The organism is Epibacterium sp. MM17-32 (genome assembly GCF_022348205.1).
GTDB lineage: Bacteria > Pseudomonadota > Alphaproteobacteria > Rhodobacterales > Rhodobacteraceae > Epibacterium.
This window is the reverse complement of sequence record NZ_JAKRFC010000014.1, coordinates 33,136-47,887: the sequence shown is the minus strand read 5'-3', so window position 1 is coordinate 47,887 and position 14,752 is coordinate 33,136. Positions and strand designations below refer to the sequence as shown.

Annotated in this window: 13 protein-coding genes; 4 read left to right on the top strand and 9 right to left on the bottom strand. The window is 63.7% G+C overall.

The window, feature by feature from the left end; genetic code table 11:
- Positions 1-17: 17 nt before the first annotated feature.
- From MHM88_RS18520 to MHM88_RS18510, 3 genes are all read right to left on the bottom strand, one after another.
- A complete protein-coding gene (locus MHM88_RS18520; RefSeq protein WP_239368062.1) occupies positions 18-3,092 on the bottom strand; it encodes a DNA translocase FtsK in 3,075 nt (1,024 codons plus the stop codon).
- Between the two features lie 120 nt (positions 3,093-3,212).
- The gene (locus MHM88_RS18515; RefSeq protein ID WP_239368060.1) at positions 3,213-4,391 is read right to left on the bottom strand and encodes an aminotransferase class I/II-fold pyridoxal phosphate-dependent enzyme; all 1,179 of its coding nucleotides are present in this window, start codon (positions 4,389-4,391) and stop codon (positions 3,213-3,215) included.
- Between the two features lie 107 nt (positions 4,392-4,498).
- Positions 4,499-5,830, bottom strand: coding sequence for an amidase (locus MHM88_RS18510; RefSeq protein ID WP_239368058.1), 1,332 nt, complete (start codon positions 5,828-5,830; stop codon positions 4,499-4,501).
- Positions 5,831-6,006: 176 nt separating this feature from the next.
- Here MHM88_RS18510 and MHM88_RS18505 point away from each other — a divergent pair, with 176 nt between their 5' ends.
- Entirely contained in the window at positions 6,007-7,233 is a 1,227-nt protein-coding gene (locus MHM88_RS18505; RefSeq protein WP_239368056.1) for a UbiH/UbiF/VisC/COQ6 family ubiquinone biosynthesis hydroxylase, read from the top strand.
- Between the two features lie 19 nt (positions 7,234-7,252).
- On the opposite strand, the gene MHM88_RS18500 is transcribed toward MHM88_RS18505, so the two are convergent.
- The 4 genes from MHM88_RS18500 to MHM88_RS18485 form a co-directional block, all read right to left on the bottom strand.
- Positions 7,253-7,438: a Trm112 family protein gene (locus MHM88_RS18500; protein ID WP_239324565.1), complete on the bottom strand. Its 186-nt coding sequence runs from the start codon at positions 7,436-7,438 to the stop codon at positions 7,253-7,255.
- A complete protein-coding gene (locus tag MHM88_RS18495; protein ID WP_239324567.1) occupies positions 7,435-8,079 on the bottom strand; it encodes an LON peptidase substrate-binding domain-containing protein in 645 nt (214 codons plus the stop codon). Before MHM88_RS18495 ends, MHM88_RS18500 begins: the two co-directional genes overlap by 4 nt.
- Before the next feature lie 27 nt (positions 8,080-8,106).
- A complete protein-coding gene (locus MHM88_RS18490) occupies positions 8,107-9,042 on the bottom strand; it encodes a tetratricopeptide repeat protein (RefSeq protein ID WP_239368054.1) in 936 nt (311 codons plus the stop codon).
- Positions 9,043-9,239: 197 nt separating this feature from the next.
- On the bottom strand, positions 9,240-10,028 hold the full coding sequence (locus MHM88_RS18485; protein ID WP_239324571.1) for an exodeoxyribonuclease III: 789 nt from the start codon (positions 10,026-10,028) through the stop codon (positions 9,240-9,242).
- A gap of 319 nt (positions 10,029-10,347) precedes the next feature.
- Here MHM88_RS18485 and MHM88_RS18480 point away from each other — a divergent pair, with 319 nt between their 5' ends.
- A complete protein-coding gene (locus MHM88_RS18480) occupies positions 10,348-11,466 on the top strand; it encodes a TauD/TfdA family dioxygenase (RefSeq protein ID WP_239368052.1) in 1,119 nt (372 codons plus the stop codon).
- 158 nt (positions 11,467-11,624) lie between these two features.
- Here MHM88_RS18480 and MHM88_RS18475 read toward each other — a convergent pair whose 3' ends face one another.
- Positions 11,625-12,311 (bottom strand): response regulator transcription factor, encoded by a 687-nt coding sequence (locus MHM88_RS18475; protein WP_005617145.1) that lies wholly within the window; start codon positions 12,309-12,311, stop codon positions 11,625-11,627.
- 169 nt (positions 12,312-12,480) lie between these two features.
- Here MHM88_RS18475 and ribA point away from each other — a divergent pair, with 169 nt between their 5' ends.
- Both ribA and MHM88_RS18465 read left to right on the top strand, forming a co-directional pair.
- Positions 12,481-13,569, top strand: coding sequence for a GTP cyclohydrolase II (gene ribA / locus MHM88_RS18470; protein WP_239368050.1), 1,089 nt, complete (start codon positions 12,481-12,483; stop codon positions 13,567-13,569).
- Positions 13,566-14,066: a L,D-transpeptidase gene (locus MHM88_RS18465; RefSeq protein WP_239368048.1), complete on the top strand. Its 501-nt coding sequence runs from the start codon at positions 13,566-13,568 to the stop codon at positions 14,064-14,066. Before ribA ends, MHM88_RS18465 begins: the two co-directional genes overlap by 4 nt.
- Here the strand turns inward: MHM88_RS18465 and MHM88_RS18460 are convergent.
- Positions 14,058-14,714, bottom strand: a complete 657-nt coding sequence (locus MHM88_RS18460) for a YggS family pyridoxal phosphate-dependent enzyme (RefSeq protein ID WP_239368046.1) — start codon at positions 14,712-14,714, stop codon at positions 14,058-14,060. The two genes, MHM88_RS18465 and MHM88_RS18460, sit on opposite strands and share 9 nt — an antisense overlap.
- Positions 14,715-14,752 lie beyond the last annotated feature (38 nt).

Here is a 14,752-nt window from a genome sequence, read left to right as displayed (position 1 = left end):
GCCCGGCCTTTTGTCGCCTATTGCTCGGGAACGAGGATTTCCCTTTTGCCAACGTGGTTTGCGGGCGAAACGAGGCCTTCTTCCTCCATCTGCTCCACCAACCTCGCGGCCTTGTTATAGCCAATGCCCAGCTTGCGCTGGATGTAGGAGGTCGAACATTTGCGGTCCTTGATGACAATGCCCACCGCCTGATCGTAGAGCGCATCCTCACCATTGGTGTTGCCGCCTGTATTGAGGCCCAGCACCGCGTCGATATTGTCGGCCTTCTCGTCATCGGGACCTTCGACCACGCCGCCGACGTAATCGGGCGGGCCGAATTGTTTCAGGTGGTTCACCACCTCCTCGACCTCTTCATCCGACACAAACGGGCCGTGGCAGCGGGTGATCTTGGCGCCACCCGCCATATAGAGCATGTCGCCCATCCCGAGAAGCTGCTCGGCGCCCATTTCGCCCAGGATGGTACGGCTGTCGACCTTGGAGGTCACCTGGAAGGAAATCCGCGTCGGGAAGTTTGCCTTGATGGTGCCGGTAATGACGTCCACGGAGGGGCGCTGCGTGGCCATGATGAGGTGAATACCCGAGGCCCGCGCCATCTGCGCCAGACGCTGGATGCAAGCCTCGATCTCCTTGCCCGCAACCATCATCAGGTCGGCCATCTCGTCGACGATGACGACGATATAGGGCAGTTTCTTGGGCTCGAACTCTTCGGTCTCGAACACGGGCTCGCCGGTGTCGTCGTCAAACCCCGTCTGCACGGTGCGGCTGAACATCTCGCCCTTGGCCAGCGCCTCGGAGACGCGGCCATTGTAACCCGCGATATTGCGCACGCCCATCTTGGACATCTTGCGATAGCGGTCTTCCATCTCGCCCACGACCCATTTCAGGGCCACAACCGCCTTTTTCGGGTCGGTCACAACGGGCGAGAGCAGATGCGGGATGCCATCATAGACCGACAGTTCCAACATCTTCGGGTCGATCATGATCAGGCGGCAATCCTCGGGCGTGAGCTTGTAGAGCAGCGACAGGATCATGGTGTTGATCGCCACAGACTTACCGGAGCCGGTGGTGCCCGCGATCAGCAGGTGCGGCATCTTGGCGAGGTTGGCGACCATACTGTCGCCACCGATGTCCTTGCCCAGCGCCAGCGGCAGGTTCTGATTGCCGTCGCCAAAGTCCCGGCTGGCGAGGATCTCGCGCAGCACCACTTTTTCGCGGTTCTCGTTGGGCAGTTCGATCCCGATCACCGAGCGGCCGGGAACCGTGGACACACGGGCCGACAGCGCCGACATCGACCGTGCGATGTCATCCGCCAGACCGATCACGCGCGACGCCTTGAGACCGGGCGCGGGCTCCAGCTCGTACATGGTGACCACCGGACCGGGGCGGACCGAGACGATCTCTCCCTTGACGCCATAGTCATCCAGCACGGATTCCAGCATGCGTGCGTTTTCTTCCAGCGCCTCGTCGCTGAGGTGATGCCGCTCGATGGCGGCCGGGTTGGTCAGCAGGGACAGGGGCGGCAGTTCGAAATCGCTGCTGTCGTCCTGGAACAGGGTGGGCTGGGCTTCTGCCTTGGCACGTGTCGAGGGCTGCACCGGCTTGCGTTGCGGCTGTTCGACCACGGCCTTGCGCGGCTCGGCCACCGGAATGTCCATCGGCGCCATGGCCGTCGCCGGTTTTGGATCGGCGCGCGGTGTGATCGGAACCCGCGGCAGCTCCGCGCCGCCGGTGTCGGGCGCGGCGTCCTGTACTGTCGAGACGGGAGCGTCTGGCAGGGCTGTGGGCGGGGCTTCGGGCAGGTCCTCGGTCGGGACCTGATCGCTCAGGAACACGTCCGGCGCTTGCGGCTCCACCATCGTTTCGGCCACCGGATGCGCGGGCGCCTGCGGGATCGGGGTCGGGGCCGGGGCCTGCGGGGGCGTAGTCATCTCCTCCGGATGCGCCGACAGCGGCGGTTCCGCAACGTGAGATGCCTGCTGCGCCGGGGCATTGAAGATCAGCGGCTCGGGTCGTTTGCCACGCCCTTTGGTCAACGGCAGGTTTGGATCGGGTTGCGGCGGCTCGTGCTGGGCGCGACGGATCCGCACGGCATTGGCAATTTTCTGTGCGATCCGTTCGTCGCCGGGCACATCATCATCGACATGCGCAACCGGGGCCGGGTCGACCAATTCGGGTTCCGGCATTTCCACCGGCTCCGCCCGGCGGATCAGGTTGGTGGCCCGGCTGAACAAACCGCCACGTTCTTCCACCTGCGGCGCAGGCTCCGGTGCTGGCGCAGGCGCATGCAGGCCGAACTGCGGCTCGGTGCGTGCAAAATGGTTTTCCGGCAACGGGTCGCTGTAGACCAGCGGATCATCATCGGTCTCTGCCTCAACCGCCATGGCCCTCCGCTCGGCACGCCGCGCCTGCCAGTTGCGCGCCGCCTGCAGACCACCGCTGGCGCCACGCCCCGTCAGGCTCGCCAATGTGCCATAGGCCAGGATCATCCCCACCAGCAGGAACCGCCCGATCCGGGACAGCTCCGAACGGGTGAACCCCAACACAAACGCGCCGAGCGCCACCATCGCCAAGGCGGTCAGAAACGACAGGAACTTGACCAGAAAGGCCAGCCCGAAGGGCAGCAGCGCCAACAGGCCACCCAGTGCGGTATTGCCGATCATGCCCCCAAGGCCAAAGCTGTGAAACGCTCTCCACTCCGCGTCCGGCACCAGCGTCTCATAGTGCAGCGCGACCACAATCAGCCAAAACACCAGCATCAGCGCGGGCCAGAGAATACGCTCCTCGCCCTTGTGCAGCAGGAACCGCCCGCCCCAGGCAAAGAGGAACACCGAAATCGCCCAGGACCCTTTGCCCAGAAAGGTAATCAGCAGGAAGGAAATCGACGCACCGGTCTGGCCAAGCCAGTTCTGCACCGGGGCATCGGTGGACACCATCCAGTTGCTGTCGTCCGGCGTGTAGCTGCCGATCATCGCAGCCACCAGCAGCCCGATACCGATCAAAAGGAGCCCGATCAGCTCCTTGCCACGTTTCTCAATGGCTGCCTGCATGTTGCTGTCCAGAAGCGGATCCCGCCCGCGGGTTTGAAATGCCATGCCTACCTCGGTTCGCTCGCGTGGGGCATCGGCTGTTTCGCTCTTGGATCAGCCCCACCGGTGTTTCGTCTTGCTTTTGGCCTGCCCCCGACAGGTGCGGAAGCAGGCAGTCCTGTCATCTCAATAGAGACAATCGCGCAGCACCGTAAGGGCGGTGCGTGTTTGTTCCTCTGACGCAACCAGCGCCACGCGGATATATCCGTGTCCGGGGTTTTCTGCCCCCTTTCCCTGCGCCAGGAACGCGCCGGGCAGCACCCGCACGCCGGTCTCCTGCCAGAGCTTCAGCGTCGCCGCCTCGCCATCCTCGACCGGCAGCCACAGGAAGAATCCCGCCTCGGGCGACATGTAGCCCTCCAGACCGGCAAAGACCTGATCCGCGATGCGGTATTTTTCCTGATAGAGCGCGCGGTTCTCAACCACATGCGCCTCATCCGCCCAGACCCGGGCGGCTGCGGCCTGCAACGGCCCGGGCATCGGGGCGCCGGCATAGGCGCGCAGCTTCTTCACCTGCACCAGTGTTTCGGGTCCACCGGCCAGCAGGCCAGAGCGCAGCCCCGGCAGGTTGGAACGCTTGGAGAGCGAGTTGAACAGAACCACCCGCTCCGGGTCTGCGCCCATTTCATCTGCCACGGTCAGGGCCCCCACCGGAGCCTCATCGCGATAAATCTCGGAATAGCACTCATCCGCGAAGATCTTGAAATCGTATTTCTCTGCCAGCGCGATCAACTGCTGCCAGTATGCGCGCGAAGCCACCGCGCCCTGCGGGTTCGCGGGCGAGCAGATATAGGCCACGGCGGTGCGGTTCAGCACATCCTCGGGCAACGATGCATAATCCGGCAGGTGACCGGTCTCTTCGGTTGCGGGCACGAAGACCGGCTCCGCCGCCACCGAAATCGCTGCGATCATGTAGACCTGATAAAACGGGTTCGGGATCAGAACCACCGGCCGCTGGCCGTTCTTTTCCTCGGGGCAAAGCGCCATCGCCGCATTATAAAGCCCCTCGCGGGTGCCGTTGAGGGCCATCAGCCGGGTCGCCGGATCAAGCGTCACGCCATAGCGCTGCGCCGCCCAGTCTGCCATCGCACCGCGCAACGCGTCGGTGCCCTCGTTTTGCGGGTAGTTGTTGAACGCGGAGGCATGCTCCACGATCACATCGGTGACCCATGCGGGAAATTCGTGTTTTGGCTCGCCAATGGTCAATTGCACCACGTCGCCACCAGGCGCGTGATGGTCAAGAAGCGCACGCAAACGCGGAAACGCGTAGGGCGGCAGATGGGCAAACCGCTCGGGAAACTTCATGTCTGTGCCTCAATACCGGGATCGTAATCGCCCCGTTTGCCCCGCAAGTTACAGGCCAAACAGGCATGCGTCCACCCGCTGATGGCGCGGATGCAACAGTGTGTCTTTCAGGCCAGTGCGGCCTCGATACCCGCGCCCACGCGCAGCAGCGCCTCCTCGCAGTCGGGCTGACCGATCACCTGCAAGCCGCAACTGGGCGTGCCCGTGGGCAGCGAGAGCGCGCAGACGCCCATCAGGTTGCCAATGCGGGTGTTGCGCAAGGTCATCAGGTTCGACGTGACGTAGTAGTCGTGATCGCTCTGCAAACGGGCCAGGTTGGGCGGCAGGATGGGGGCCGCAGGTGCCAGCACCGCGTCAAATCCCGCAACCGCCTGATCCCAGACCATGCGCACCTGTTCAAGCTTGGCCCAGGCCGCCACGTAATCCGCACCGGAGAATTCCGCACCGGAACGGAACCGGGCGAGGATTTCCGGGAACATCAGATCCGGTGTCGCCTCGATCACGTCTTTCCACAGGCCGTAGGCTTCGGTGGTGTAGAGAATCGCAGAGAGCGCCATGGCCTCCGGCAGCTCCGGCACCGCAAGCGGGACGATCTCCGCCCCCGCCTCGCGCAGCTTGTCCAGCGCGGCGGCATGGGCAGTGGCCACCTCCGGCGCGAGATCGTCCTGCGCCACCGTCTGAAGGTCCGCAAATCGCTTGCCCTCGACCGATGCGCCCTCCAGATCCGGCGCGGTGGCCGCGCCTTCGATCAGCGCCAGCATCAGGGCGGCATCCTCGACCGTGCGCCCAAGCGGGCCAATGGTGTCGAACTTCAGGCACAGGGGCACAACGCCCTCAAGACTGACGCGGCCGGAGGTGGTCTTGAGCCCCACGAGGTCATTCCACGCCGACGGGATCCGCACCGACCCGCCGGTATCGGACCCGATCGCACCTGCCGCCAGCCCAAAGGCCACCGAAGCCGCCGCACCTGACGACGACCCACCGGGCACCGCCTCGGGTTCATTCACGCAGGGCGGCGTGGCCTTGACCGGGTTGAGGCCAAGACCGGAGAACGCCAGCTCGCTCATATGCGTCTTGCCCAGGCACACCGCGCCCATGGCAGTTGCGTTTTCCAGCACCAGCGCATCGCGATCCGGCACCCGGCCTTTCAGCAGATCCGAACCCGACTCGGTTTCCACCCCGGCGCTGTCGAACAGATCCTTCCAACTGATCGGCACCCCGTCGAGGGGCGAGCGGCGCAAGCCGGATTTTGCGCGTTCCTGCGCGGCCTTAGCCTCGGCCAAGGCGCGGTCGCGGGTGACTTGCGTGTAGATTCGCGCGGTCTCGGGATGGCTGTCGATGGCCGCCAGATAGGTCTCTGTCAATGCCACCGGGTCGATCTCTCCCGCGGCGATACCGCGGCCCAGTTGGGCGGCGCTCATGGTCAGCCAGTCCTGCATCGCGTGTGCCTTCTCGTGATCCCCGTGCCGGGGCGAATTTCAATGTGTCGCCACCGTAGCGAGAGCGTTCCGGGCACACAATCCCGCGCGACCCTGTCACGAAACCCGCAAGCTGCGGCAGCGTGCCTCTGGACAATGGCATGGACAATTCCCCGGCAGGGCGCATATTGCGGGGCATGACTGATACGCGTGATATCCTGATCGTGGGCGGTGGCCTCAACGGCCCCTCACTTGCCCTAGCGCTGGCACAGGCCGGACATTCTGTGACGCTGATTGATGCGCTGCCCGCGCCGATCCGCGAGGATGCGGGCTTTGATGGCCGGTCTTATGCGCTGGCGCTCGCGTCCACGCGGCTTTTGCAGCAGATTGGCATCTGGGCCCGCATTGAAGATCACGCGCAGCCGATGAACGAGATCAAGGTCAGCGACGGCATCGCCGGGCGCGGCCCCTCACCGCTGTTTCTGCATTTTGAGGCAAGCGATCTGGACGAAGGCCCGATGGGCTATATGGTCGAGGACCGCTATCTCCGCCGCGCCTTGTTGGAGGCGCTGGAGGCGGAGCCCAAGATCACGCAGATTTCAGGCCAGCGGGTGGTTACACAGACCGTCAGCAGGGACGCGGTCACCGTGACGCTTGAGGATGGCACGCAGCTCTCGGGCGCGCTTTTGGTGGGCGCGGATGGTCGCCAAAGCGGCACCGCCGAACGCGCCGGCATCAAGCGCACCGGCTGGGACTATGGCCAGACCGCGCTGGTCTGCGCCATCTCGCACGCGCAACCGCACGACGGCATCGCGCATCAGTTCTTCATGCCGCCGGGGCCGCTGGCGATCCTGCCCCTGCCCGGCCATCGCAGTTCCATCGTCTGGAGCGAAACCCACGCAGAGGCCGCCCGCATTCAAGCACTCTCGGATGAGGACTACCTCACCGTGCTGCGCCCGCGATTTGGGTCGTTTCTCGGAGAAATCGGGCTGGAGGGAAATCGCTTCAGCTATCCGCTGAAACTGAGCCTCGCCAATGCGTTCTACAGCGAACGGCTGGCCCTGGTGGGGGATGCCGCACATGGGTTGCATCCAATCGCGGGTCAGGGGCTCAACGCCGGTCTGCGGGATATTGCAAGCCTGGCCGAAGTGCTGACGGATGCCGCCCGGCGCGGTGAGGACATCGCAAGCCCGCTTGTGCTGGCGCGGTATCAGCAGTGGCGGCGGTTTGACACGACCTCCCTGGCACTGGCGACAGATGTGTTCAACAAGCTGTTTTCCAACGACAATCCGATCCTGCGCGCCACCCGTGACCTGGGCCTTGGGCTGACCAATGCGCTGCCCGGACTGCGCCGGGGTTTTGTGCGCGAAGCCGCAGGGCTCTCGGGGGATCTGCCGCGTCTGCTGCGCGGGCGCCCGCTCTGACCGCGCGCCCGGTGCAAGGTCACTCCAGCGGGCGCGCCTCATCCGTCAGCATCACGGGGATACCGTTGCGGATCGGAAAGGCAAGGTTTGCCGACCGCGAAATCAGCTCCTGCGCCTCGGCGTCATATTCCAGCACCGTCTGCGTAACCGGGCACACAAGCGCCTCCAGCATGTGCCGGTCAAAGGCAGGTGTTGTCTCATTCATTGCAGTTTTTCCTCAAGCGAGCCCCCGCGCAGGGCAAACTCCATCAATGTGACCAGCGTTTCACGCCGGGTTGTGAGGCTGGGGGCTTCGAGCAGCGCCTGCTTGTCCTCGGGTTCGAAATCCAGCAGCATCGACAACGAGTTCACCAACAGCTCATCGCCCGCTTCATCCAGCACGCCCCAGTCGGTCGACATCCCGCGCGCCTCCAGGTAGCGCCCCAGCAGTTCCAACAGCGCCGCGCGATCAAAGGCTGCATCCCCTTCGGCGTGCCCAAGATCCGCATCAAACCCGTTCCAGTCCACCGAACAGCGCCGATAGGGGGTGAACCCCTCGACCTCGGCCATGACGCGGAACCGCGAGAGGCCGCAGAGCGTGATGAAATACCGCCCGTCTTCGGTTTCGGAAAACTGGGTCACCCGCCCGGCACATCCGATCGCATGCAGGCCGCTCCCCTCCGCCTTACGGGCGCTACAGGGCTGGATCATGCCGATGACGCGATGACGAGTCTTGAGCGCGTCCTCGAGCATCTGAAGATAGCGCGGCTCAAAGATATGCAGCGGAAGCTTTGCCCGGGGCAGCAGAAGTGCCCCGGGCAAAGGAAAGACTGGGATCGTATCCGGCAGGTCTGCGGCTTTTATCATGACAGAGAACCTAGCGCCGCATTCGCGTCAGGCAAATATCATCGAGCTGAGCTTGCGGCGGCCATTGAGCACCACCGGATCATTGGGCTTCAGGGCCTCGAAAATGGTGAAGAGCTGGGCCTTGGCCGCGCCCTCGTTCCACTCGCGATCACGCCGGAACAACTCCAGCAGCTCCTGCACCGCCGCCTCGGCCTCGCCTGCGGCGTGCAGCGCCTGCGCCAGATCAAAGCGGGCCTGATGGTCGTCGGGATTGGCCTCGACCGCTGCACGCAGATCGGCGACCGGGCCTGCGTTCTCCGCCTGCCGCGCCAGTTCGATCTGGGCATGCGCCGCCTCGATTTCGGCCGCCGTGGAAATCTCGGCGGGGGCACCGTTCAGCACCGCCTCCGCTTGGTCTAGTTCACCCAGAGCCACGTGGCACCGCGCCAAGCCGCTGTAGGCCGCGGCGTTCTTGTCGCCCTCTCCCAGGATCGCGGCAAAGACCTGCGCCGCATCCGCGGCCGCGCCTTCCTCCAGCATTTGCTCGGCCGTTTCCAGCGCCTCGCCCAGGCCGCCATCTGCGGTACTGCCAGCGGTCTCCGCCAGCTTTTGCAGAAAGGCGTCGATTTCCGACTGCGGCAGCGCGCCCTGGAACATGTCCACCGGACGCCCCTGATAAAAGGCCACGACGGATGGGATCGACTGCAGCGGCAGCCCCTGCTGCGCCAACGCGGCGGCCAGGCGCTGGTTGTCGTCAACGTTGATCTTGGCCATCTTGACCGCGCCCTTGGCCTTGGTCACCGCTGCCTCCAGCATCGGGCCCAGCGTCTTGCAGGGACCGCACCACGGCGCCCAGAAATCCACGATCACCGGGACCTCCATGGAGGCATCGACAACCTCTGCCATAAAGGTCTCTTCGGTCACATCCTTGATGAGATCGCCCGCAGGTGCCGCGCTCGCACCACCGCCCAGAATGTCCATCATTGCTCCGCACTCCTTTCGAGTCTTGCTTGCGCCCTATATGCGATTTCAGCGCCGGAAAACCAAGGGATGAGTTTGGCACCAAGCGTGCGTCCTGCGCACGCCGCACCGGCAGGTGCGGCGCCCGGCCCAACAAAAATGCGCGCCCCTTGGGGCGCGCGTCTTTTGGCGGGAGCCTCCCCGCCCCTTGATCCCGGAGATCAGAGATCGAATGTGGCAAAGACCGGCGCGTGATCGCTTGGCTTTTCCCACCCGCGCGCGTCGCGCAGGATGCGGCTGGAATGGGTCGCGTTGGTGATGTCGGGCGTGGTCCAGACATGATCCAGCCTGCGCCCCTTGTCGGCGGCGTCCCAGTCCTTGGCGCGATAGCTCCACCAGCTATAAAGCTGCCCGTCGGGGATATCCTTGCGCGTGACATCGGCCCAGCCGCCCGCCTCCATCACCTGCGCCAGATGCTCCACCTCGATCGGCGTGTGGCTCACCACTTTCAACAGTTTCTTGTGGTCCCAGACGTCATCCTCGCGCGGCGCGATATTGAGATCCCCGACCAGCACCGATTTCTCGGGCCGGTCCGCATGGAACCAGTCCCGCATCTCGGTCAGATAGTCGAGCTTCTGGCCAAATTTCACGTTCTTTTCGCGGTCCGGCTCGTCACCGCCAGCGGGCACGTAGAAATTGTGGATGGTCACGCCGTTTTCCAGCCGCCCCGCCACATGGCGGGCATGGCCGAGGCTGGCGAAATCCTTGTCGCCCACGTCCTCGATCGGCAGCCGGGACAGGATCGCCACACCATTATAGCCCTTCTGCCCGCGCGCAACCATATGGGTATATCCCAGCGCCCGGAACGCCTCCATCGGGATCTTCTCCACCGGGCTCTTGCATTCCTGCAGGCACAGAACATCCGGCCCCTCCTCTTCGAGCAGTTTCAGCACGATCGGTTCGCGCAGGCGCACGGAGTTGATGTTCCAGGTGGCGAGGGTAAAGGACATGCGGGCTCTCTATCTCTGGCAAGTGTTTGTGCAGGATATTGCCTGTGCCGCGCCCGAGATACCAGTGGGGCGCCTGCGGTTTCCTGCGCAATCTCGACGCCGTGAAAGGCCTTGCAAAACACCGCGCCCCATATTCTACACTTGCGCAAGAGACGCACAGACACGGGACTGGCCGAACTGATGGTACCGGTATTGGGGCAACGCCCCGGGCACCCTTACAAGAAGGCCTATGACTGGTGGCCGCCGCCGGCGCCTGCTGCTGCGCCCTGACGGGGCGATTCCACCACATTCTAGTATCCCAAACGCCAGGAGGTTTCTCATGGCACAGGCCGTTTTGCAGCCCGAGGACGCATGCGTTCTCGTCTCTTTCACCGATGGCACATCCGCCCGCTACCCCTATATCTGGTTGCGCGACAATGACCCCGCCGGGTTTCACCCCGACACGCAGGAGCGGGTCACCGATCTCTCCGCGATCCCGCCCGACATCACCGCAGCATCCGTTGCGATCTCCGGCTCGCATCTGATGGTTCACTGGCAGGACGCGGCCGAGAGCAGCAGTCGCTTTGATCTGACCTGGCTGCGTGCGCATGTGCCAGGCACACGCGCGTCTGATCCGGCGCGCACCGGGTTTCAGCCCTGGCGCAGCGATCTGGGCGCCGACGGCATCCCGCGCGTCGCAGCGCAGGAGGTGCTCACCTCGGATCGCATGCTGCGCAGCTGGCTGGAGCAGACCCAGATCATGGGCCTGTCGATCATCGAGGGACTCGCGGACACAACCGAGGCCGGCATGGAGGTTGCCCGCCGCATCGGCTTTCTGCGGCAAACAAATTTTGGCGTCACGTTTGAGGTGAAATCCAAACCCAATCCCAACAACCTCGCCTACACGCCGATCGCCCTGCCCCTGCACACGGATCTGACCAATCAGGAACTGCCGCCGGGGTTTCAGTTCCTGCATTGCCTGGCAAACGAGGCCGAGGGCGGCGGCTCGCTGTTTTGCGACGGCTACGCCATCGCCGAGGACCTGCGCCACCAAGATCCCGAGAGTTTTGAGCTGCTCTCCACCGTCTCGGTCCCGTTTCGCTTTCACGACCATGAGACCGACATTCGCAATCGCAAGAAGGTCATCAACCTCGACGAAGAGGGTCGCGTGATCGAGATCTGCTTTAACGCTCATCTGGCGGATATCTTCGACCTCGAACCCGCATTGATGCAGCGTTACTACCGGGCCTATCGGCAGTTCATGATCCTGACACGGTCGCCTGAATACCTCGTGACGCTCAAACTCAAGGGTGGCGAGATGGTGGTATTTGACAATCGGCGCGTGCTGCACGGGCGTGACGCCTTTGACCCGCAAACGGGCTATCGCCACCTGCACGGGTGCTACGTGGATCGCGGCGAATTCGAGAGCCGCCTGCGCGTTTTGCACCGCACAGTCTGACACGCACAAAGTGACACGGCACAAAAAAAGGCCGGGCGCGAAGCCCGGCCAGTCCAACAGGGAGGATGCATATCATAACCCGGATATGCGCGGGATTTCTGATGTGTCTCGACCGTATAACGTGTGCAGCCGGAATATGTTCCACACCTGATTGTTGCCTAGGCCACCAACCGGTAACCGCCTGATTCCGTCACAAGGAGCCTCGCATTCGACGGATCGGGCTCGATCTTCTGGCGCAGACGGTAGATATGGGTCTCCAGCGTATGGGTTGTAACCCCTGCGTTGTATCCCCAGACCTCATGCAGCAAGACGTCGCGGGGCACCACGCCATCGTTGGAGCGGTAGAGGAACTTCAGGATGTTGGTTTCCTTCTCGGTCAGACGGATCTTGCGCTCGTCTTCGGTGATCAGGATCTTCATCGCGGGTTTGAACGTATAGGGCCCAAGCACAAAAACCGCGTCCTCGGACTGTTCGTGCTGGCGCAGCTGGGCGCGGATGCGGGCCAACAGCACCGGGAACTTGAACGGTTTGGTGACATAGTCATTGGCGCCGGCATCAAGCCCCAGGATCGTGTCCGCGTCACTGTCGTGACCGGTCAGCATCAGGATCGGCGACTTCACACCCTGCTTGCGCATCAGGCGGCACAGCTCGCGCCCATCGGTGTCGGGCAGCCCGACGTCGAGGATGATCAGATCATAGATCGCTTCCTTGGCGCGCTCCATTGCGCCCTGCCCGTCACCGGCTTCGAAGACGTCGAAATCTTCGGTCATAACAAGCTGTTCGCTCAGCGCTTCGCGCAGATCCTCGTCATCATCAACGAGCAGGATTTTCTTCAACTGGGCCATGTGGTGTCTCCTGTTGTCTTGTGCTCACAGATGTGTGCCTGCCCGCAAAAGAACAAGCTTTGCCATCACAGCTTCACGTCGACGTGTCCCCAGGCGCGGAAATATTTCACTTTTGCAGCAATTGAGCATAGGAGTAGGCTCCTGATGTTACAGCCGGGACCAAGACCTGATGAGCCTATTGCCGACAATGCTGGAGCGGATCGCCCGTGCCCGTGTGGATCTGAGGATGGGATTGCCGGTGATCCTGACCACCGGCGACACTGCCATTCTTGCCATTGCGGTCGAAAGCCTGAGCCCCGACCGCCTCGCCGATCTGCGCGCACTCGGGCCGGTGTCACTGGCGCTGACGGCGCGGCGCGCGGCAACGCTGAAGGCGCGTGTCTATGACGAGGACATCGCACGGGTCACGGTGCCCGCTGATCTCGATCTTGGCTGGATACAGGCGCTGGCAGACCCGGCGGATGATTTGCAAACGCCCATGAAGGGGCCGCTGACCAGTGCCCGCAGTGGCGATGCAACGCTGCCGCGCCTGGCCATCGCGCTGGTAAAATCCGCACGGCTTCTGCCCGCCGCCGCCTATGTCGCGCTGGACAACGCCGGGGACTTTGCGCTCCAGCACGATCTGACTCTGCTGCCCCGCGCGGTTGCCGAGCCCTTGCTGAACACAAGTTCGCCCCTGCATCCGGTCGCCGCTGCGCGCCTGCCGATGGAAGCCTCCGAGGCCGGACGCCTGCATATCTTCCGCCCCGAAGACGGTGGCGAGGAACACTATGCCATCGAAATCGGTCGCCCGGATCGCAGCAAGCCTGTGCTCGCCCGGCTGCACTCGGCCTGTTTCACCGGCGATGTTCTGGGCTCGCTCAAATGCGATTGCGGCCCGCAGTTGCGCGGTGCACTGGCGCAGATGGGGACCGAGGGCGCGGGCATTCTGTTGTACCTCAACCAGGAAGGGCGCGGGATTGGCCTCGCCAACAAGATGCGCGCTTATTCCCTTCAGGATCAGGGCTTTGACACGGTGGAGGCCAACCACCGACTGGGGTTCGAAGATGACGAGCGCGACTTCCGACTTGGTGCCTCGATCCTGCGCGAATTGGGATTCGCCTCCGTCCGCCTGATGACCAACAACCCCGGCAAGATCGCGATGATGGAGAAAACCGGCATCACGGTTGCAGAACGGGTGCCGCTCAAGGTGGGAGAGAACGACTTCAACCGCCACTACCTCGCGACCAAAGCCAGCAAGTCGGGTCACATGCTATGACGCGTGCGGATCTGGTGCTGACGCCGATGGGGCTGCGCTTCATGGGACGGGTGTTTCCCTGCACCATCGGCAAAGGAGGCATTACGCCTGATAAACGCGAAGGCGATGGCGCCACGCCGGTGGGCATCCACCGCATTGTCGGAATGCTCTATCGCCCGGACCGCATCACCGCGCCGCAGGATTGGGCGACGCCGATCCTCCCCCGCGATCTGTGGTCGGACGACGGGGCGGCGCCGGATTACAATCATATGGTGCGCGCGCCCTACGCCTATAGCCACGAGACCCTGCGCCGCGCAGATCCGCTCTATGATCTGGTGCTGCTCACCGATTGGAACTGGCCCAACTCGGTCAAGGGGCGCGGCTCGGCGATTTTCCTGCACCAATGGCGCCGGCCCGGGTATCCAACAGAAGGCTGTATCGCCTTTTCACGCCAGACCCTGCGCTGGATTGCCGAACGCCTGCACCCTGGTGCGCGGGTCATCGTGCGCTCACGCTGAATAGGCGCGCTCGCCAAAGATCGCAGACCCGACCCGTACATGGGTAGCTCCCAGTGCGATGGCGCTCTCGAAATCGCCGCTCATGCCCATCGACAGACCGCTCAGCCCGTTGCGCGCGGCGATCTTGGCGAGCAGGGCAAAATGCAGGCTTGGCTCTTCGTCCACCGGCGGGATGCACATCAGCCCCTTGATCGGCAGGTCGAGCGCGCGACACTCCTGGATGAAACCATCGGCGTCCTTGGGCAGGATACCCGCTTTCTGCTCTTCTTCACCGGTGTTGACCTGAATGAACAGCTCCGGGCAATGGCCCAGCTCCTGCGCAAGCCGTGCCAGCGTGGTGGCAAGCTTTGGGCGATCCACGGAATGAATGGCATTCACCAGCTCCATCGCCTGCCGCGCCTTGTTGGTTTGCAATGGGCCAATGAGGTGCAGGTCCACATCCGGGAATGTCTCGCGAAATCCGGGCCATTTGCCTGCGGCCTCCTGCACGCGATTCTCGCCAAAAACCCGGTGCCCCTCTTCCAGCACAGCCTGCACGCGCTCGTTGGGCTGGACCTTGGACACGGCAATCAGGTCCACCGAACCGGGCGCGCGCCCGGCGGCAGCCTCGGCAGTGGCGATACGGGATTTGATCTCACTCAGCGACATCTCGGCCTCATTTAGCTAGGGGGCTGTTTGGCCGGACA